Origin of the sequence: Nostoc sp., from assembly GCF_036917315.1 — a bacterium.
Classification (GTDB): Bacteria; Cyanobacteriota; Cyanobacteriia; order Cyanobacteriales; family Nostocaceae; genus Nostoc.
In genome coordinates this window covers 173,125-193,863 of record NZ_JBALDR010000034.1, presented here as the reverse complement: position 1 = coordinate 193,863, position 20,739 = coordinate 173,125, and the positions used below count along the sequence as shown (strand labels likewise).

Annotated in this window: 20 protein-coding genes and 1 pseudogene; 10 read left to right on the top strand and 11 right to left on the bottom strand. The window is 40.4% G+C overall.

Annotation, left to right across the window (positions count from 1 at the left end; translation table 11 throughout):
- The first annotated feature begins 4 nt into the window (after positions 1-4).
- Positions 5-643 (top strand): Uma2 family endonuclease, encoded by a 639-nt coding sequence (locus tag V7K84_RS16265; protein ID WP_334839476.1) that lies wholly within the window; start codon positions 5-7, stop codon positions 641-643.
- 124 nt (positions 644-767) lie between these two features.
- Positions 768-1,343 carry a TMEM175 family protein gene (locus V7K84_RS16260; protein ID WP_334839475.1) on the top strand — a complete coding sequence of 192 codons (576 nt, stop codon included), beginning with the start codon at positions 768-770 and terminating at the stop codon, positions 1,341-1,343.
- A gap of 12 nt (positions 1,344-1,355) precedes the next feature.
- Here V7K84_RS16260 and V7K84_RS16255 read toward each other — a convergent pair whose 3' ends face one another.
- The 6 genes and pseudogenes from V7K84_RS16255 to V7K84_RS16230 all read right to left on the bottom strand — a co-directional run bounded on the left by V7K84_RS16255 (position 1,356) and on the right by V7K84_RS16230 (position 6,684).
- Positions 1,356-1,691: an MFS transporter gene (locus tag V7K84_RS16255; protein WP_334839474.1), complete on the bottom strand. Its 336-nt coding sequence runs from the start codon at positions 1,689-1,691 to the stop codon at positions 1,356-1,358.
- Between the two features lie 100 nt (positions 1,692-1,791).
- Entirely contained in the window at positions 1,792-2,526 is a 735-nt protein-coding gene (locus tag V7K84_RS16250) for a rubrerythrin family protein (protein WP_334839472.1), read from the bottom strand.
- A gap of 498 nt (positions 2,527-3,024) precedes the next feature.
- A pseudogene (locus V7K84_RS16245) lies at positions 3,025-3,357 on the bottom strand (hypothetical protein); the annotation flags it as partial.
- Positions 3,358-3,408: 51 nt separating this feature from the next.
- Positions 3,409-4,149, bottom strand: a complete 741-nt coding sequence (locus tag V7K84_RS16240; RefSeq protein ID WP_334839471.1) for an SDR family oxidoreductase — start codon at positions 4,147-4,149, stop codon at positions 3,409-3,411.
- 262 nt (positions 4,150-4,411) lie between these two features.
- On the bottom strand, positions 4,412-4,873 hold the full coding sequence (locus V7K84_RS16235; protein WP_334839469.1) for a hypothetical protein: 462 nt from the start codon (positions 4,871-4,873) through the stop codon (positions 4,412-4,414).
- 500 nt (positions 4,874-5,373) lie between these two features.
- A complete protein-coding gene (locus tag V7K84_RS16230; protein ID WP_334839467.1) occupies positions 5,374-6,684 on the bottom strand; it encodes an efflux RND transporter periplasmic adaptor subunit in 1,311 nt (436 codons plus the stop codon).
- Between the two features lie 496 nt (positions 6,685-7,180).
- Between V7K84_RS16230 and psaK the strand changes: the two genes are divergently transcribed.
- The 7 genes from psaK to V7K84_RS16195 all read left to right on the top strand — a co-directional run bounded on the left by psaK (position 7,181) and on the right by V7K84_RS16195 (position 14,461).
- A complete protein-coding gene (gene psaK, locus V7K84_RS16225; RefSeq protein ID WP_099101704.1) occupies positions 7,181-7,441 on the top strand; it encodes a photosystem I reaction center subunit PsaK in 261 nt (86 codons plus the stop codon).
- Between the two features lie 116 nt (positions 7,442-7,557).
- Positions 7,558-7,809 (top strand): hypothetical protein, encoded by a 252-nt coding sequence (locus V7K84_RS16220; protein ID WP_334839465.1) that lies wholly within the window; start codon positions 7,558-7,560, stop codon positions 7,807-7,809.
- A 382-nt stretch (positions 7,810-8,191) separates the two neighbouring features.
- Positions 8,192-8,779, top strand: coding sequence for a LemA family protein (locus V7K84_RS16215; RefSeq protein WP_334839464.1), 588 nt, complete (start codon positions 8,192-8,194; stop codon positions 8,777-8,779).
- 6 nt (positions 8,780-8,785) lie between these two features.
- Complete coding sequence (locus V7K84_RS16210) at positions 8,786-10,717, top strand: M48 family metallopeptidase (RefSeq protein WP_334839462.1); 1,932 nt, start codon at positions 8,786-8,788, stop codon at positions 10,715-10,717.
- A 515-nt stretch (positions 10,718-11,232) separates the two neighbouring features.
- Complete coding sequence (locus V7K84_RS16205; protein WP_334839460.1) at positions 11,233-11,952, top strand: hypothetical protein; 720 nt, start codon at positions 11,233-11,235, stop codon at positions 11,950-11,952.
- A 258-nt stretch (positions 11,953-12,210) separates the two neighbouring features.
- Complete coding sequence (locus tag V7K84_RS16200) at positions 12,211-12,978, top strand: DUF1350 family protein (RefSeq protein ID WP_334839459.1); 768 nt, start codon at positions 12,211-12,213, stop codon at positions 12,976-12,978.
- 346 nt (positions 12,979-13,324) lie between these two features.
- Positions 13,325-14,461 carry a PP2C family protein-serine/threonine phosphatase gene (locus V7K84_RS16195; RefSeq protein ID WP_334839457.1) on the top strand — a complete coding sequence of 379 codons (1,137 nt, stop codon included), beginning with the start codon at positions 13,325-13,327 and terminating at the stop codon, positions 14,459-14,461.
- On the opposite strand, the gene V7K84_RS16190 is transcribed toward V7K84_RS16195, so the two are convergent.
- From V7K84_RS16190 to V7K84_RS16175, 4 genes are all read right to left on the bottom strand, one after another.
- Complete coding sequence (locus tag V7K84_RS16190; RefSeq protein WP_334839671.1) at positions 14,462-14,788, bottom strand: STAS domain-containing protein; 327 nt, start codon at positions 14,786-14,788, stop codon at positions 14,462-14,464.
- Between the two features lie 1,040 nt (positions 14,789-15,828).
- The gene (gene grpE / locus V7K84_RS16185) at positions 15,829-16,482 is read right to left on the bottom strand and encodes a nucleotide exchange factor GrpE (protein ID WP_334839456.1); all 654 of its coding nucleotides are present in this window, start codon (positions 16,480-16,482) and stop codon (positions 15,829-15,831) included.
- A 189-nt stretch (positions 16,483-16,671) separates the two neighbouring features.
- Entirely contained in the window at positions 16,672-17,163 is a 492-nt protein-coding gene (locus tag V7K84_RS16180; RefSeq protein ID WP_292739190.1) for a Dps family protein, read from the bottom strand.
- Between the two features lie 132 nt (positions 17,164-17,295).
- Positions 17,296-17,559 (bottom strand): sulfiredoxin, encoded by a 264-nt coding sequence (locus tag V7K84_RS16175; RefSeq protein WP_334839454.1) that lies wholly within the window; start codon positions 17,557-17,559, stop codon positions 17,296-17,298.
- A gap of 115 nt (positions 17,560-17,674) precedes the next feature.
- Between V7K84_RS16175 and V7K84_RS16170 the strand changes: the two genes are divergently transcribed.
- Positions 17,675-19,372: a SpoIID/LytB domain-containing protein gene (locus V7K84_RS16170; protein WP_334839453.1), complete on the top strand. Its 1,698-nt coding sequence runs from the start codon at positions 17,675-17,677 to the stop codon at positions 19,370-19,372.
- 270 nt (positions 19,373-19,642) lie between these two features.
- Here the strand turns inward: V7K84_RS16170 and V7K84_RS16165 are convergent, their stop codons facing one another.
- Positions 19,643-19,942 carry a ferredoxin gene (locus V7K84_RS16165; protein ID WP_334839451.1) on the bottom strand — a complete coding sequence of 100 codons (300 nt, stop codon included), beginning with the start codon at positions 19,940-19,942 and terminating at the stop codon, positions 19,643-19,645.
- Positions 19,943-20,739 lie beyond the last annotated feature (797 nt).

Here is a 20,739-nt window from a genome sequence, read left to right as displayed (position 1 = left end):
TCGTATGTTTGCTGTTGTCACACCCGATACAATCCATTTGCCCCCAGGTGCGGTAGTACGCCTACCTGGAAGTTGGCAAGATTATCAAGCACTCAATGAACAACTAGGCGATCGCTCTTCGCCTCGTATCAAGTATCGAGATGGAGAAATTCTCTTGATGGCACCACTACCAGAACATGGGCGCAAAGTAAGTGTAATTGCAGATGTAGTAAAAGTTTTGCTCGATCATCTGGGACGAGAATACGAGGCATTTACCCCAATCACAATGGAACTACCACAGGAAAGTGGTATAGAACCAGACTACTGTTTTTATATTGAAAACTGGGAAGCGATTGCAGGTAAAGATCGCATTAATTGGGGTGTCGATCCATCACCCGATTTGGTAGTGGAGATAGACATCACTAGCTACACCGATGTCAATGACTACCTACCTTATCGAGTACCAGAAGTTTGGTTGTTTAGGAAGAACCAGCTTGTAATTTACAGATTGCAAGGCGATCGCTACACTGTTGAAACCAGTAGCCGTTATTTCCCTAACATCAATGTGTCAGAAGTAGTCACAGAGTCTCTAAAAATTGCCTACGAGCGCAATACTAGCGCTGCTATTCGGGAATTACGGCGGAAATTGGCAAGTGAGAATTAAAAATTTATTTGGCTTTTGCGTTGGCGTAGCCCGCCGATAATTTTCATCAATGGCAACTACTTGGTACGATAAAGTACAGGGTGTCACAACTTAACTATCAAGCAAATAGAAAAGGAATGCGTACATGGGAAAAGGGAGATTAGAAGCATTCAGCGATGGGGTGATTGCCATCATCATCACTATCATGGTGCTAGAAATCAAAGTGCCGCATGGGTTCGATTTAGCTGCGCTACGTCCATTAATCCCGGTATTTCTGAGCTATGTGTTGAGTTTTATTTATATCGGCATCTACTGGAACAATCACCATCACCTACTACAAGCAGTCCGACAGGTTAATGGGCGTATCCTTTGGGCCAATTTGCATCTGCTGTTTTGGTTGTCGCTAATACCCTTCGTCACTGGTTGGATGGGCGAGAATCACTTTGCCGCGATGCCAGTTGCCCTTTATGGTACGGTGTTGTTGTTGGCTGCGATCGCTTACTTCATTCTTACCCGCATCCTAATTTCTTACCACGGCAAGGATTCGACTCTAGCGATCGCAGTTGGTGAAGACTTCAAAGGAAAAGTATCAGTAGTTGTCTATGCTGTGGCAATTCCACTTGCCTTAATGAACTCATGGTTTGCCTGTGCATTGTACGTTTTAGTCGCAATCATCTGGCTGATCCCCGATCGTCGGATTGAGAAGACTCTTACTTCCTAAACGAATTACAAATTACCTACAAGTGCAATACCTAAACACAAAAAATATCAAAACAGCAAAACCAGTCGCGGCATAAAACACACTACTAATTATTTTTCTGCCCAATCTATCGGCAAGAATACCAATAATTGGCCCTAAAATAAGAGATGGTAATGTAAATGCTGTAATTAACAAACCCAAATTTTTCGGTTTAATATTTAAATCTTTAGCTAACTTAGGAAAAGCAGGAGTCACGCTAGAAACTCCAATAACAGCAATTAGTACAACTGCACAAACAATCTGAAAATTTAGCTGTAGATAAACTGGTTTCTGTCGTTCAAATTGACTGTTGTCTTGTGGTGAATGCATGATAAGATCCTGTGTATAAAGAATTAATTATGAACGCGAAGCATCCCAAGAGACGCTTCGCGTTTATTTGCTAAAAAAGATTGCCTACTTGATTGTCGTCTTAAGCTGCAACTTTTTCCTCAAATGGTTTAAAGGTTTTTTTGCTAGCACCGCAAATGGGACATTCCCAGTCTTCAGGAATTTCTTCAAAAGGTGTACCAGGCGCAATTCCCGAATCAGGATCGCCAGCAACGGGATCGTAAATCATGCTGCATTGTTTACAAATCCATTTCCGAGTTTTAGGATCTTCACCAGCAACTCTGGTTGCTGTTTGTCCACCGTTTAAGACATCTAAGGCTTCAGTGTAGCGATCGGCGTGATAATTTTCGATGAATTTTAACAAGCCAAAACGGTGAGCAGCTTCTCGAAATGTATTGGCATGATCGGTAGATTCTTGAGCTTGTTTGAGAAATTCTTCAGCTGCCGGATTATTGCGTTGGCTCTGCCCGCCGTAGGCATCGCGTTGCGCATCTGCGGCAAACTTTGGATACATTGTAGTATATTCGTAAGTCTCGCCTTCAATTGCCAAAGATAAACAGCGAGATACAATTTCCCGCTTTTGTTCATCAGTTAAAGCAGCTGCATCTTCTACCACAAGTTCTGGATGTAGTAACTTAAAATGTGCAAAAGCGTGTTCAGTTTCTTGATCTGCTGTTTCTTTAAAAAGTTTCGCCAAGTCTGTAAACCCAAGTTGACGCGCCACCTCAGCGAAAAACAGATACTTACTATTTGCCATCGATTCACCACCGAAGGCAGCTTCTAAGTTTTGAAGTGTAGTAAAGTTGGACAAATCCATAATTTTTTAATGCCTGATAAGTGATATTTAGTGCAAAAGCACAAACTCTACAACCGGATAATCAGCCGTTACTTGTATAAGTTATAAATGCTTTATACAAACTTTGTCATTCCATATTTGGCAATCCGTTTTAATCGGAAGCTAGCACGGCTGTGTTCTCCTACTTGGACAATTATAAAACCGAAAAATTGTGCATCTGACAAATTATATTTTTGATTTAGAGATGACTGTGATTGCTTTAATTTGTCTGAGTTCTAAAAATGGATAATGTATCCTGTAGCGTCAGGGGCTTAACAATTCAAAATTCAAAATTCAAAATTAAAGACATTTTCAGACGGGGATTTAAACCCCGACTGAAACTGATCTGAGGCGGAGCGGCTCCGCGCTACGTGTAGACGTAGGGGTTTAAAACCCCTTGATTTACGATAAAATGTTTTTGGATCTGGATCGTTTAAATGTGCGTTAAGTTCTAAACATTCTGGTAAGTCAGGATTCGCAAAATTGCTCGACAATCTCGGAAATTTCTGGGGTTTCTAAAGCGCGGGGAGTTTCCAACGATACTTTACCTATGGGTGTGTGGAGTGAGCCAATCCCTGCGATCGCACTAGTAGTCTGTCAAATTCATTTTGACGGTTATAGAGACGCGATAAATCGCCGTCTCCACAAGCAATTTATCCGTCAACTAGTTCTTGACAGACTACTAGGAGCAACTGGAAATTCTCCACCAAGTAAAGCCGAGTGAGAAACTCTCCCAGAATGCCAAAGTTGCAAAAAAATTCTGCCCCCTTGTTCGTGTACTGCATTAGTTATCAACCGCCATCCTACCACTTGCTATCCTGGGTAAATTACCGGACAGTTAATATATCCTAAACTCGGTTTTCCTCACGCGATTCCACCGTTGACACGGATGTTTTGCCCAGTGATCCACCTAGCTTCGTCGCTAGCGAGAAACGCTACTACATCGGCGATTTCTTGCACATCTCCCAGTTTGCCAAAAGCAGCCATTTGGGCTAAACGATCTATCTGTTCTTGTGTTTTGCCTTCTCGGAATAATTCTGTATCGGTGGGGCCAGGAGAAATAACATTAACTGCGATCGCTTTTGCACCCAATTCTTTAGCTAGTACCCGCGTGATTTGTTCAACAGCACCCTTAGTTCCTACATAGGCACTATAAGTTGGCAGCATCATCACTGTAGTAGATGAGGAAAAGTTGATAATCCGTCCTCCTTCTGACATGTGTTGCGCCGCTTGCTGGCAAGTAAAATAAGTGCCTTTGACGTTAATGGCAAAAATCGCGTCGAAATCTTCTTCTGTCACTTGAGTAATTGGTTTATAGAAGGCGATTCCGGCATTATTGACCAAAATATCGAGTTTGCCAAAGCGTTCAAGTGTTTGCTCAAATAACCGTTGGATGTCGGGTACTTTGCTAATATCAGCTTGGATAGCGATCGCTTCTACTCCCAACTTTTCAATTTCTGCAACAACTTCTTGTGCTTTGCCTGCATTCCCCGCATAGTTAACGACAATAGATGCGCCGTTACCAGCTAATTTTAGTGCGATCGCTCGTCCAATTCCCCGCGATGCACCAGTGATAATTGCAACCTTCCCTGTCAAAGATGCCATAGATTAAATCGAGTTTAATTTTGGTTAACTAAAGTGATTATCTATTGTTAAAGGTACTGTACTAAGGTTAAATTTAGCGATCGCTGCTAAAACTGCCGACTTCATTCCAGCCAAAATCCCGCCAGCGAATTCAAGTAACTCTCAGGCGGGAGAAATGAAAATACTTTGCAAAAGGTGAGGATACGTGCCCAACATCTTTTATAAATTGTCTGTCTTCGTTAACCAAAAGCTTATCTGGTTTATCATATCTGCGTAGATTAAATTATTTGAAGAAGGGATTTTCTGAACCTATCTCGGATTCATTCTCAATTGGACATGTTGGCTCAGATAAGAGTGTTCCATTAAATGTATAAGTAGTGCCTTTGGAATTAATAGCATTACCACTTATTCTCCGATCTGGAACCAAGTCTCTTTTTACTTGACCGCTAAGTGCGATACTTTCTTCTGAATTTGGATTTGTTACTGCTTGCCAATTTCTCTGATCCCGACCTAGATTTGTACGGCTATAAGTAGCAGTAGCATCCATTCTACCAAAACTAAGGCTGCTACCATTGGCGTTAAATTCAAAACAAGCAGTAAAATTATCTCCCTGACTCGAATTAACATTGACATCGTAGCTTTTGCCCTCCACTCCAGCTTGTACTGGCGCAGCCAACAACATTGTCTGTCCAAGTAAACAAGTTAAAACTAAACCGCACTTAGATTGGATGATTTTCACTGACATAATTGTTTACCTCTGTTACGTAATCAAGTAATTGCTTACTTTTACTCATTGGTGACAGGTTAAGGTCATTAACCTGTCACCAATAAGTAGTGGTGATTAAATTTAATCAAAATCGAGGTTGCAAACGCAAATTTCCAGCCTGCGATGCCTTCACATAGCGTTTCATAGACAAGACTAGCTACGCCTACGCATATTTAAAAGCATCGTTCATCCTTGCCATAAAATTTAGTATAAAGCTTAATGAGATACTCAATAGCATAGATAATTTACAGCGTAATCACTATTGACAAAACGAGTTATATCTTAAAATGTCATGAATGCTTTCTTTTTAGGAGAAAAGAATAGAAGTAAGTTCAGAGTGTATTGCATAGATAGACACCTAGAGACTACTTTACAAGTTCTCCAACAAAGAGCGATCGCTATAGTAAACACTCTTGGGTGAAGATTGGTAGGAGACAAGATTGAAACTTCTTCCTGCTCCTCCTCTCTACTCCCCTTAATTAAAATTCTGGAACGATCGCAACACCATCCCTAAGATTAAGCAACCCTGAAATAATAATTTTATCTTCTGGCTGTAATCCTTCAATAACTTGGTAATTGTTACCTTTAATCTCGCCTAGCTTCACTCGTCTTTGCCGAGCTACTTGTTGAGATACACCTTGGGGAGATGTCTCTGTTTCAACTACATAAACAAAAGTGTCCCCACCGACACGAGTCATTGCTGTTGTGGGAATTAAAACTCCGGGGCGTTGATTCCAGAACACTCTAGCTCTGACTAATTGATCTGCACGTAGCTGACCGTTAGTGTTGTCAAAAAGTGCTTTAATCAATATCGTTTGTGTTTCATTGCTGGCATTGGGTGCAATAAAAAATATCCTACTTCTACCAAGCTTTTGACCTTGTGTGTTCATCACCTCTACTGGCATACCCTTACGCAATTGAGGCCCTTGCTGTAGTGGTACAGAGATATTCACTTCTAAAGGCCGATTTTGCGTGATATTAACTAATGGTGTAGAAGTATTAACTAAATCACCCACTTTCACAGGGATGTTGCCAACTGTGCCACTAAAAGGAGCGGTAATTTTGTCAGACTGGGGCTGTTGTGTTTGAGTATTTACATTAGATTGCTGCAAAGATTTTTCAGCCTGTAAGATGGCGGCTCGTTGTGCTTGAATCCTGGAATCTATTGCATCCAGACTAGTCTTAGCATTGGCCAGCCTATTAGCAAACTGATTGCTAGTCTGTCGAGACACAGCTCCTTGTTCAGCTAGGCTGACAAACTTTTCGTAGTTCTGCTGGTACAATTGCACATTTGCAACGTAGGATGGTCGTTCTGCTTCTAAAGATTTGAGTGTAGCGCGGGCATTTGCCAGTTGCACTAAAAATGCTTGAGGCACAGTATTGCTTCCACTGATACCTGCTGGTCGTGTAGGATCTACTTGGAGAATTGCTGCTCCTTCGACGATTGGATCTCCTGATTTAACAAGTATCTGGGTAACTTGACCCTGCATCCTTGGCTGGAGCGTGACTGAGCGCAGGGATTTTAGACTAGCAATAAAATCTGAACTTTCCTCAATTATGCCGCTTTGTACTGTTGATATTTTGACTCTTACCCCTTGAGGTTGAGCGTTAGCAGTTGAAGGTGCTGAATTTTGTGGAGTGAGTAAACGCCAGACTAGAGTTGCTCCGCCCCCTAACAATAGGAGCGCGGCTAAACTCAACCAAAGCCACCGCCGTTTTCCAGAAGGTGGCTCAAATGACGTTTGTGGAGCTTTTTCTCCAAAATCAGTTTGAGGCTCAGGGGATGTCATGGCTTTTGAGGAACTTAAGGAACAAATTAACTAGAATTAAATCAAAATTTCATCTGTCGATCTTGAAATTACTGATTTAGCATGAGGTTTTGCGGCAAATTATGTGTTATCCCATCCAAATATACAGTTTTGATGATTCTGTCTAAATCTACCAAAAGGTGAATCCGCTCCTTAAATTTCTGACTTCAGCTATATCCTTCAAAAAGTCAGGATCTTTTTATTCGTAACTCCTGCACAAATTGCTATGGATGCATTGAAATAATTTCATCATAATCACTGCTATGCAAGTATAAATTAAGACTATTAGGTTGCTTTTTTCGGATATTGAAATTCAAACTAGCTACCACAGTTCAGATCGCTGCGTTGAACTCATATTTTATTAAGTAGTAAGAATAACTGTTAAATATTGATGCAAAATCGGGTAATTTATTGAATTTGCTTCGGAAAGTTTCAGATTATGTTTTCAACCATTAATAAATTTCAGGAGCAAATCTAGGTGTTGACTTCAACCTTACTCGCTGCTGCAACTACACCTCTGCAATGGAGTCCTACAGTTGGACTGATTATGATTATTGCTAATATCGTTGCCATTGCCTTTGGCAAATCTAGCATCAAGTATCCCAACGCAGAACCAAAACTACCCTCAGGTAATTTCCTTGGTAATTTTGGTTTACCAGCCTTTTTAGCAAGTGCTGCCTTTGGCCATATCTTAGGTGTGGGCACTATTTTAGGGCTGCATAACCTGGGAAGAATTTAGGTTCTTACCCAAGTTAGCCTTTATTTGATGATTCTTTTGTCTCCAGCTTTGAGCCAGAGAACTAACTCTCTGGCTCTTTTTTATGAGACACTAAGTAATATCAGTATCTCAACGGCATGACAGATATAACAGATTTATCAAAAAGAATTGCCAGCAAAGGCGATAATCCGCTAATTTTGCCACCTGTCAACTTGCAGTCAGAAGAAGACGTAGAACTTGAGCGAAAACTGCGAGAACTCAAGTTTAAAGAAGAACTAAGAAAAGATTGGATTTTATTTATTGTCAGGGACGTAGTAATTTTTCCTGCCGCCATCCTTTTTATTTTTGCTGTCAGTGGTTATTCCCTATTTATGCAGATTCATGGGTGACATATCTGGCTAGAATTTTTAATCGACCACAGAGGCGCAGAGTACACAGAGAAAAGAGAGATGATAAGTAGGTAGACATAATTAAATACAATAAAATAAACTCTTAGTTTGAGTGAGCGATTTATCGCTCAGAGCAAGGATTATCAGGACTAAAGTCCTTACTACAAACTTTAATTTATTTCACTCTGCGTTCTCTGCGCCTCTGCGGTTATTTAAAAAATCCTACATCAGTAAACTTGCGTAACTAATTTTACAGACGACGAAGCCAACTTGCGACAAGTAGACTCATCTTTATATCCACATAAATTCTGCTGGATATAAGAATTACCGTGATTGGTAAATCTGCAAAAAAGTAAGTACCTGATGGAAATAATCTAAAAATATGGGGTTTTTAATATTTTCTGTTGCTTTGGTTGCCATTGTTGCTGTAATTATCATTAATAGTTACAACGATTTAGTTAAGTATCGGAACCGTTACAAAAATGCTTACTCTCAAATCGATGTTCAATTACAGCGCCGTTATGATTTAATTCCCAACTTGGTGGAAACTGCTAAAGGGTACATGAAACATGAGCGAGAAACCTTAGAAGCAGTTATTGCCGCCCGAAACTCTGCAATTAATGCTAGCAGTCGTGCCGCCCAAAATCCTGGAGATCCCCAAGCGATGCAACAGTTGGGTAATGCTGAAGGGGCGCTGACGGGTGCGTTAAGTCGGTTGATGGTACTTTCAGAATCTTATCCAGAATTGAAAGCCGATCGCGCCATGACTCAGGTAATGGAAGAATTATCTTCCACTGAAAACCGGATTGCTTTTGCCCGTCAGGCTTTTAATGACGCAGTGACACTTTACAACACCAAGAGCGAATCTTTCCCTAGCAACCTGGTGGCAAATACATTTAACTTTACTGTTGCAGAATTGCTCCCCGAAGCTACTCCAGAAATCAGAAATGCTCCACGCGTGTCTTTTTAGGTGTCTATGAATTTCTTTGAACATCAGGATCGGGCACGCCAAAATACGCAACAATTAATTGGGTTATTTTCCCTGTCGATCGCAGTCATGATTATGGCAATTTATATTGCCAGTTTATTTCTGTTTCGCATGGCTCCTCGTGTTTGGTGGCATCCAGCGTTATTTCTCTACGTAGCTGGGATTACAATAATTGCGATCGCAATCGGAAGTCTGTACAAAATTGCTTGTCTCCGCCAGGGCGGAAGCGTAATTGCCCAAGAGTTAGGAGGAAGACTCCTGCTACCAGAAATGGCCGACGAACAAGGGCGACAACTATTAAATATTGTCGAGGAAATGGCGATCGCTTCTGGTATTTCCGTTCCACAAGTTTATCTCCTCGACAGAGAAACCGGCATTAATGCCTTTGCTGCCGGATTTACGCCCAATGATGCTGTAATTGGAGTTACTCGTGGAACTTTAGAACACCTGAGTCGGGATGAACTACAAGGAGTCATCGGCCACGAATTCAGTCATATTCTCAATGGAGATATGCGGCTAAATTTGCGTTTAGTGGGACTACTGCATGGGATTTTGTTCATTTATTTAACTGGGGAATTGCTGTTGCGCCTTCGCGGTAGCTTCCGCTTCGGAAAAGAAGACAAGGGTTTACCTATCTGGGCGTTTGGTTTGGCACTAATGGCAATTGGCGGTATCGGATTACTTTGCGGACGCTTGATTAAAGCCGCCGTCTCTCGCCAACGCGAATTTCTCGCCGATGCTTCAGCCGTACAGTTCACTCGCAACCCCAACGGACTTACCGGAGTCTTTCAAAAACTCCAACAGATGGATTCACGGTTAATATCATCGGGTGCAGAAGCCTCTAGCCACATGTTTTTTGGCAATGCCCTCAACCCCTCTTTCTGGGAAGATATTTTTTCTACCCACCCACCCTTAGCAGAACGTATCCGCCGTGTTGGGGGTTTGAACGTCAGCAATTTAGCAGCAATGCCATCTCGCAATCAAATGCGTTCCCCTTCCCAAGAATCCCTAACAATGGGCTTTGCTGGTGGTTCTAACGCCACGCCATCACAGGTTGTAAACCAAGTTGGCAGCGTTACACCAGAGCATTTTGCCCATGCTCAAGCGCTGTTATCGCAGTTACCAGAATCTTTGCGTTTGGGTGCGCGAGAGCAACAAAGTGCAATGGCGATCGCTTTGGCGCTAGCGTTAGATACGGAAAATCTCCAAATTCAAGAACGTCAGATTGCTTGGTTACGAGAGGTACAACCTGCTGATTTGGTAGAGAAAACCTTGGAATTAAGTAACGAAATTAGCCAGTTAGACTCCAGAATTCGCTTGCCACTTGTGGATTTGGCAGTGCCTATATTGCGCCAAAACTCTGCCAAAGAATGCCAAAGGCTATGCAAATGCATCCACGGTTTAATTGTAGCCACCGGAAGTTTATCGCTGTGGCATTTTGTGTTGCAGTTAATACTGTGGCATCGTCTTCAACCTAGTATAAATCCTGCATCTACTACAACGGTAGAATTCACTTCCATCGAACAGATTTGGCCAGATAGTCTATTAATATTGTCCGTAATTGCCCGTGTGGGACACTCCCAACCGGATGCGTCCACTGAAGACATCGCCTATGCTTTTCGTTCTGGAGTTTTTCGACTCCCCAAAGCTGGAGAGCAAGAAAAACCAGAAAAACCACTAAGCTGTAATTTCACTGAACTCAAAAAAAGTATTGAGCGTTTGCGTCTTGCCACTCCCAAACTCAAACAAGCTATTGTTGATGCTTGCGCCCACACGGTACTATTAGATAACAAAGTTACTCCTTCAGAAGCAGATTTACTCAGAGCGATCGCCATGACGCTAGACTGCCCTATCCCACCATTTTTAAACCCTCAGCCTAGTGTTTCAAAACAGAAACAACCTTCTCCAAAGCTAAGTTAATGTAACGACTGAGACATGATTATTTATAACTCAAAAAATAAACTCCGCAAAAACGGACTTTTCCATTATTAAATGACCGTTTTCCAGAACAAGAACCTGTTGCCTTGCGATCTATTTACAGGCAATTAATTTGTTTTTTATCCTGACTATTACATAGCAATCCGATTTATTCTGTGAGAATTACAACCCGCAGATGCCCGATTTATTAAATAAGTCGAGAATCTTGTTTCTCACGAATGATTTGGGATTACTATAGTAGACAGCAGATTTAAAGTTAGTGAGATACACAACCTAAATCTGTTACCCAGGTATAAAGCGTGTTTTACTCCTGAACTCAAAATTATGAATTATGCTGTAAATAGTTATCTTGGTAAAATAGTATCATATTGTACAAAAATATTGACATTGCCTATAAGTATTAACTTGCACGAAAAAGTTTAGACAAAATGCCAGCATTCTAGAAATTTGATTGCTATATTAGATTAAATAACTATTCTGGCAAGGGTTTAAAAGCTGTGCGGGATGATTTACAGGGCTTGGAAATTAGTCAGAACGATCTGCAAAAGCTGACTAATTTACCTGTCAATGGGGAACTTTTAATCATTACAAATCCTCTCAAGAGATTAGCCAATATATATATACAAAAACTTAAAAGCTCTGAAGGCGCAACTGTAGTTTTTATTGGATTTTCTACATTCGTCTTCGTCTATATTTTATTTGATATCATTATTAAAATTTTTGTTACGTGGATAACAATTCCATCATGGATATTATTAATTGTCTTAAATCTGTGGGTTGGTGGTTTGACGCAAAGCATCTTATATTTTATCTGGAAAACTAGAAGTAAGTTTGTTAAAGCTAATATGACAAAATCTCTGCAAATACTGTTAAATGAGGTTAATAGATATAATACTGTTATTAGAGTTATAGATATCAACGATCAAATAGAAGAAGCTGGTAATCCAGAAGTGATTATAAAGGAAAGAGAGGATGTAATCGAAGCACTTCAACTCACCAAAGCTGATTTAGTTCGCGCTTTAAAGACAGAAAGAATTTTGAGAGAGAATAAGAATTTTATCCTGAGTAATACAGAACTATTTGTCAACAATTTAGCAACTTTAACAGCTATGCAAGTAACAGAGGAGGCTACTGAACATGGAAGGTTACTCAATGAAGCATTACAAATTGCATTAGATGTGCAATACGAAATGAAAAGATTACAGACTCAACGTTAAGACAATTCGTAATTCGTAATGACGCTCGATGACTCGCTAACGCTGCGCTAACGTAATTCGTAATTAAGTTTTGTAATGGTGATTTAGAAAGAGTTGGAGAAAGCGTAGGTGCTTCTGATAAATCCATAGACGCTGCTGGGTGGGTTGGTTTCCAATCTACTCGCCAGAGATTATCAATGGCTTTTTTCCATAATCTTTCCCACGGTTGCAATCCTCGGTCTAACATAAAGAATAATCGTAAAGCGATCGCTTATCCACATGGACTGGAAAGAAATTAGAGGAAACTGGGTAATCATTCCCCGAAATCCCATAGGTATCGTTCATTTTTTAGGAGGTGCATTTGTCGCCACTGCACCGCACATCACTTATCGCTGGTTACTCGAACAACTGGCAAGTAAAGGCTATGTTGTAATTGCTACGCCTTTCGTCAATACATTGGATCATACTGCGATCGCAAAATCCGTGCTGTTAAACTTTGACCGCACCCTCGAACGATTGCATGATTCTGGGGCATTACGCAAGCTTTACTTTCCCATCTACGGCGTTGGACACAGTATGGGCTGTAAACTCCACTTGCTGATTGGTAGCCTTTTTAAAGTAGAACGTGCAGGCAATATTTTAATATCCTTCAACAACTACGCCGCGAAAGAAGCTATCCCTCTAGTAGAACAATTCAATTCTACTTTTAAAATCGAGTTTACCCCCTCGCCGTTAGAAACTAACAAACTTGTCCAAGAAAGTTACAATATCCGACGCAATTTATTAATAAAATTTAGTAATGACACCATCGATCAATCGGCAGCTTTAACCAAAATCTTACAAGAACGTTTTGATGAGATGGTGACAGCGCAAACTTTACCAGGAAATCATACAACACCTTTAGGTCAAGATATTAAATGGCAAACAGGAACATCTTTTTCCCCCTTTGATGCTTTAGGACAATGGTTTAAGCAAGAAGCATACCGCGACTTAAACCAATTAAAAAGCAACATTCTTTTATGGCTAAATCCTTTAGGAGCGCCATAATATTTTATGACTGTTAAACAGTCGTAAATTCCATGAGTAAATAGAAATGAGTTATGGTGCTTCTCATTTGAGTCTAATAAAGACCAAACCCTCAACTCCTTACGCCTGTTGCTACAACGTAGGGTACTCTCTCTTAAAAAGAGAGAGGAGTCAAAGTCTATTGCATACATAGACGCGTAGCGGCTACTTTACGAGTTCTCTGTTCGCGCTACCGTCTCCCCTTGGGAGAAGGTACGATAAGCGCTATAGCATCTCTGTATTGATACTACTAGCTTATTAGCTCATATCATATTTTTATTTTCTATTTTGACAAAAAATTATTAATGAGTGTTTTCAAAAAATTTATATGTTTCAAATACTAATAATTGATGATGACCATTCAATAAAAATACTCCTGAAAAGGATGTTGGAAAAACAGGGTTATGAGGTCGTTACTGCCAGTAGCGGCGAGGAAGGAATAGAAAAGGCACTAGTTTATCGTCCAGCGCTAATTATTTGTGATTGGATCATGCCGGGGTTGACTGGACTAGAAGTTTGCCACCGCATTAAGACAGACCCCAAATTTTTCACCACATTCTTTATTTTATTAACATCCTTAGATTCCGTTGCCGATTGTGTCAAAGGTTTAGATGCTGGTGCTGATGATTTTATCTCTAAACCTATTGAGCATAATGAATTACAAGCACGCGTAAGAGCGGGATTACGCCTGCATCAGTTGAGTAGAGATTTGCAGGCTCAAAAGTTGCTTCTAGAATCAGAAATGTCAGAAGCAGCAGAATATGTGCGATCGCTGCTACCTTTTTCCATGACCGAACCCTTCAATATAAATTTCCGATTCATTCCCTCGCGACAACTCGGCGGTGACTGTTTCGATTACTATTGGCTCGATGATGACTATCTGGCAATTTATTTACTCGATACCGCCGGACATGGACTCAAAGCTACTCTTCCCTCTGTTTCAGTGTTGAATCTACTGCGTTCTCGTGCGCTCAAAGGTCTTGATTACTATCAACCTAGTGATGTATTGAAGGCTTTAAATGACACTTTTCAGATGAATTATCAAAATGACAAATACTTTACGATTTGGTACGGAGTTTACAATCGAATCAACCGCCAGTTAATTTATGCTAGCGCAGGTCATCCACCAGCAGTTTTAGTAACCGGCACATCTCCAAGAAAATCTGAAGTTCAACTATTGAAAACCCCTGGTATGCCAGTTGGCATGTTTCCAGAGGCAAAATATCTTGATGGGTTTTGCAATATTGAAAAATTCAGTACCCTTTATATTTTTAGTGATGGCGCTTATGAAATAACTAAATCAGACGGCACACTTTGGAGTTTGGATGCTTTTATTCAGCTCCTGGTTAGCTTACAAGATCCTGTTGATAACCAACTCGATCGCGTACTAAGTTATTTAATCGCTCTGAACTCCAAAGATGCTTTTGATGATGATTTATCTATTTTGCAAATGAAGTTTGATTAATTACGTATTAGAGACTAAAACCTGATTAAAGGCATCTTGACTAGGAAAGATTTCAAATACTTTATCCATATTAGTCAGTTCAAATAATATTCTGACTTGCTCATTAATTGAGCAGAGAACAAGCTTAGTATCCGCTGCACGCAAGGTTTTAAAAGCTAATACTAAAGCTCCCAAACCCGAACTATCCATAAACGTTACATCTTTAAAATCAACTAACACAATTTTTGCACCACCTTCTAGAATATCAGTGATATTTTGTCGAAAGTCTTGTGAAGTTGTGGCGTTCAAATTACCACTAAGCTTAATAACTTTTACTTGTTCTCTCATCATTATGTCACTCTGATTTGTGTAAATAATTCTCTGATTTCGCCATTATAGAACATTTAAAAATGCTTGTAAAATAAAATTTAAGATTATTTATTGAGTAATCATTAATAATTGATCGGGATAGATAAAGATTAATTATAAAATTTTGAGTCTATTTTTTTGTAATCAAAATAAATCATTAGCTTAATTCAGTATAGTTTTCTTACTAGAAATAGACCAATTATAAATAAACGAGCTAAGTAAGTTGACATGAGAAACAACTGGTATATTTAGTTTTGTAAAAATCTTATAATGACGAATTTATAAGCGGTTCGTTGATTTGATGTATTGTCATGTATGTTCATTTTTTAACGCCGACTTACTTATATCTCATGGATTTAGATATATACTTACATACAAGCTGAAGTTACTGCTTTTCAGATTATTTACTAAAAATTTTTGTAAAACTGAGATTCTCTAATAAATCTCATGATAATAACTATCATTAAACAATTCAGAATTCAACTAGTACGCCACGGCGTAAATAGAGCAACCATTTAAAATCCCTAAAGAGCTTATTCCATAATACTTTTGACTTTTGACTTTTGACTCCTTTCGGCTGCGCTACCTCGACTTCTCTACGAGACGCTACGCGAACGCTCGGCACAAGTCAAGGTAAGTCGCTCAGTGTTAACTTTTGACTTCCGCCTTGCGGTACTAGTTGCAACAACGCTTACGGCGGGATACGCCTATACATAGCTAAACCGAGTTTAGCAGTAGCTTTTCCTCCCTGAGTACTTATGATGGTAACTAGGATCTATATTTATTTATGTCCAATTACTTACATAATTGAAATAATTTACCTCTGGACTACCGCTCTAGAGCCAAAAATTTAGGTTTCAACAGCGCCAAGCAAGCTAGAACCGACACTAAGGCTTTAAAAGAAGTTTTCTGAAGGCGATCGCCTCTGCTATTTTAGTATTCCCAATATCTGTCATTTCTCGACAGACAATACAAAAAGTAAAGAGTTGTGAATTTGTTACTCCTAACTCCTCACTCTCTCAAACAGGACTCACTTTGGCTCTGTGAAGCAGCTTCTCACCTTGAAGGTAGCCAGTGTAGCGTACTTTAACTGTTTCTCCAGGTTGTGCAGTTCCCTTTATCAATTGGTGCAGTTGGGGATCGTAAGGTAATTCTGCTCCCACAGGGGCGATCGCTTCCACTCCCCACGCCTGTAAAAACTTTTCTAGGGGTTTCTGCACCAACGGTACTATTTTGATTGCTTCTAGCTGGGGATTCTCCTGCGCTGTCTTTGCTGCTGTTGGCCATTGCAATAATAAAGACTCCAGCAGTTGCAAAGTCGACTGCTGGAGTTCTTGTAGTAATATTTCTCGCTGTTGTTCTAATTGAAGCTGTGAGCGATCGTACTCTCTTCTTAAATTTGTAATTTCTTGTAACAATTCCTGAGTTGGCGCTGTTTTTTCTTGTGATAACTCTACGGTTGAAAAAGTTGTGATTAATTCATTCAATGGCATCTGTAGCACTGACGAAAGCTTAAGCAGCACATCCACCCGCATCTGCTCTAACTTTCCTTGGCGTAACCGCGAAATTTGACGCTCTGAGACGCCAGCAGCGCGACTCAGCCCTTTAAAACTAGAAATACCTACTTGCTGCATTAAATCTTGCAACTTTTGGGTGAAATTAATATTGGGCATTTGGCAAAACAGTTCCGTTAGGGGATAGCTAAGGTTTAGCCCGTTCCGAGTTCCGTTAGGGGATAGCTAAGGTTTAGCCCGTGCTGAGTAAAGAAGTGAGATTTCCAACTCAGTACTCAGCACTCCTGAAGGGAATTGGGCATTGGCGATTAAGTTTTTCTTTGCCCCCTATGCCCTATTCCCTATTCCCTATTCTTCCAGTAAACTTCTCAACATCCAAGCTGTCTTTTCGTGTACTTGCATCCGCTGAGTCAATAAATCGGCGGTAGGTTCGTCGTTAACTTCCTCTATCACGGGAAAAATAGATCGTGCAGTTCTGACTACGGCTTCTTGTCCTTCCACTAACAAGCGGATCATCTCCACAGCTTTAGGAACTCCAGGAGTTTCTGGAATCGAACTCAGTTTGGCGTATTCGCTGTAGGTTCCTGGTGCGGGATAGCCAAGCGCTCTAATTCTCTCGGCTATTAAATCCACTGCTAACGCTAATTCTGTATACTGGGTCTCAAACATCAAATGCAATGTTTGAAACATCGGCCCCGTTACATTCCAATGAAAATTATGAGTTTTCAGATACAGTGTATAAGTGTCAGCTAACAGGTGAGATAAACCATCGGCAATTTTAGCCCTACTTGCCTCGTCAATGCCGATATTTACATTTTTGACTGTTACTTTCGATGACATAATTTTCTCCTAATTAGGTTATATGTAATTGGGGATTGGAAATTGGGAATGGGGCATTGGGGATTGGCAAGAAAATTAAGCCCTTGATTCCTAGTCCCCAGTCCCCAGTCCCTAGTCCCCAATCCCCATTGTCTATGCTAAGTGCATCTTCAAAACGCTACGGGGTGCTTTACGGACTCTGGCTAAAACGGTTTCTTTGCCTAAACGCTGGCAAGCTTCATACCGATGGCAACCAGAAAAGCCATAATATTGTCCATCTACTTCTAGGACATCGATAGGTTCTTGCTGCCCAATCTCCGCAATCGATTCCATTAAGGCTTGTACTTTTTTTGGATCGTTTGTACGAGGCAATGGCCGTTTTATCTGATTTAATGGAATTTCTTGGACTCTAACCATAAAGAGTTTATCCAACTAGTTCTGTTTTTTCTCTCTAAATAAATCATAGTCATTATGACTTCGTTTTGCAACTAGTATTTAGGGCAAAATTGGTAATGGTATCATTGGAGCATTCATGCGACAAAAAAACCGCGCTACAAAGCAATTGGAAAATCAGCTCCAACGACGCATTAAGGGGCAGAAGACGCTTGAGTACTCGCTATCGCTTCCCTATCAGGTAGCCATGAAATTTTCGTTTTGGCGTTTTTCCCACACTGTGCTGACAACATTTTGTCTATTGGGACTGACTGCTGCATCAGGCCCTGAGAGCAACATCCAGGATATAGAACTGAAAATTGGGATTGTGCAGCGATTTGGCGCCGAAGCCACAGCCAAGCTACAACTGGAACCCATCAAAGGCGATCGCTTAAGGTTAAAATTTCAAACGGGCAATAAGCAGCAAATCCTGTTTACTAAGAATCCTGTAAAGCTGGAAACAGTCATGCAAGCTTTACCCCAGTTAGCAGTCGAAGAAGTAGTAGTTTTGGGCACATACCGCACTTTTGAAACTGCGGAAGATAGTGCTAATAAATGGCGTTCTCAGGGAATGGAAGTGGAAATAGCCCAGCCAGAACGCTGGCAGGTTTGGGCTAAACGAGATGTTTACAGCACTCCTTTATTGCGACGCTTGTTATTACAAAACATCCAAGCTTCTACCCAAGAAAAAGTATATCTTGATACTAAAGTCTTGAAAAAAGTGCCGCGAGTGAGTTGGGTGGTGGATGGTAATCGCTATAGCCCGAATGACTTGGAAATTAGCACTGATAAAAACTTGATTCGGGTGAATAAAAGCGAGAAACCAGAAAATGCTCGTCTTTATGCCGGCCGACTGAATTTGCAGCCAAACGCTTATGGCACATACACTCTCGTTAACCAAGTACCTTTAGAAACTTATTTGCGTGGGGTTGTGCCTTACGAAATAGGAACAGATGCACCAAAAGCAGCGCTAGAAGCTCAGGCAATTCTCGCTCGGACTTATGCCTTAAGAAATTTACGTAGGTTTGCCGCAGATAACTATCAGTTGTGTGCTGATACTCATTGCCAAGTTTATTATGGGCTGAAGGGAGCAGCTGCCAAAACAGACCAAGCGATCGCCTCAACTAGGGGTAAAGTACTAACTTATAAAAATGAACTCGTAGACGCCCTGTATTCTTCTACCACTGGTGGCGTCACTGCTTCCTTTAGCGATGTCTGGAATGGCGAAGATCGTCCCTATCTGCGCCCTGTACTGGATGCTCCGACTAATTTTTGGGACTTGTCTAAGCAGAATTTAGCAGATGAAAAGAATTTTCAGAAATTTATTAATACGCAACAAGGATTTAATGAAAGCAAGTGGGATATGTTTCGTTGGCATAAGGAAACCCCTTTAAAGGATATTATCAAGGACTTGCAAAAATTTTTACACGTGAAAAACAGTCCCCATGCCAAATTTAAGACAATTCAGGCTATGGCAGTAGTGGAGCGAAGCCAGAGTGGACGTATCCTTGAACTTGCAGTTAAAACCGATCGCAGCACCTTTATTTTGCACAAAGACGAAGTTCGCAGTGCTTTTGCAGCCCCTACAAGTACGCTTTTTTACATCGAACCCCTGAACAAAGGCAAATCTGAACTCTGGGGATACGCTTTTATTGGTGGTGGATTAGGACATGGAGTCGGCTTGAGTCAAACTGGCGCTCAAAATTTAGCAAAACTAGGTTGGTCAAGTCTAAAAATTCTCCAATTTTACTATCCTGGTACTCAGATTCAAATTCTCAACAAAGAAATTAAGCTTTGAGCTATTAGCATTCAAGTTGCATCTGTGAGCTAGGAGTCGGGAGTTAAAAAGAGGCCAAAATATAGATAGGAAACTCCATACTTAAAAAATTAAGCAGGAACACAAGATTTGCTGTGTTCCTGCCCAACATAAAATTAGACTTTTTGTCAAAGTCGCTTTTAGAGGTACACACGGAATTGCATTGCAAGGGTGTTAACTCTAGATATTCTGCTTCTATCTTGTCGAAATTAGTAACTCTTGCAAGAGGTTCAAGTTTGAGTCGCTTAACTCTTAGTAAAGGTCTTCTTCTTTGTGAGTTTCGATTGTTACGTCAGAGGTTGGGTAAGCAACACAAGTCAGTACATATCCCTTTTCTATTTGTTCATCATCTAAGAATGACTGATCGCCCTGATCGACAGTACCCTTGGTGATTTTACCTGCACAGGTCGAGCAAGCACCAGCGCGGCAAGAGTAGGGCAAGTCAAGACCAGCTTCTTCGGCAGCATCTAGAATATAGACATCATCATCAACTTCAAGTGTTTGGTTCAGACCTTCGGCTTCGTTGAGTAGTGTCACTTTATAAGTTGGCATTGAGTAATCCTCTCTTTTGTAAACGGCAGTATAAGTTATCTTAAGGCAAAGATAGCGGCTGTTCTGTGGAATTAGCCGCTGGTTTAAATTTGCTTCATTTCTGATACTACGAGAAAAATTAAACGATGTAACTGGAAATTGAACCCGATTAGTAATGAAATTTAGTTACTTAATCCCGATAAGTTTTCTTTATATTATTTTCTACCCTAGTCAGGTTGTGATTAGAAAAAATTATATGCCGGAAACGTAAGTATGAGTAAGTTTAATGTTACCGATATTTTGTAGGACTTACGTAGAAGAGATTCCCCAACTCCTTTAAAAAATAGGGCTGTTTCATTTTCTAATCTGATTTAAATGCGCCTGTTATAAATGAAGGAAACATAACAGTACACATTTCTCACAAGCTTATGAAGCGTTTGATGATGAGTAATAAGTAATGGGTAATGAGTAATAAGTAAAAGAGCAACAGGCGCAATACCAGTGCAAGAACTTGTACATTCTGACTCATTACTCCTTACTCACTACTCATTACTCCTCCATTCGAGGTGTGGTGAGAAATCCGGGAGTAGAGATGTAATTTTTCTTTTGCCATTTTTTTTGTTCATTGATTGACAAATTTCTAACATTATGGGTAAAAAAGGGGCTTTTATTTTGAAGTCTTCCTTTTTGAGTACACGTAATTCTATCTAGCTGCAAATAAAGTCTTATTTGCCCTTGAGGGGGTAGGGCGAATGTTGTAGAGTCTAGACTGGTGAACCCCATGAAGAGAGAATCTCACCACTAGAAGCGTGGGAAAA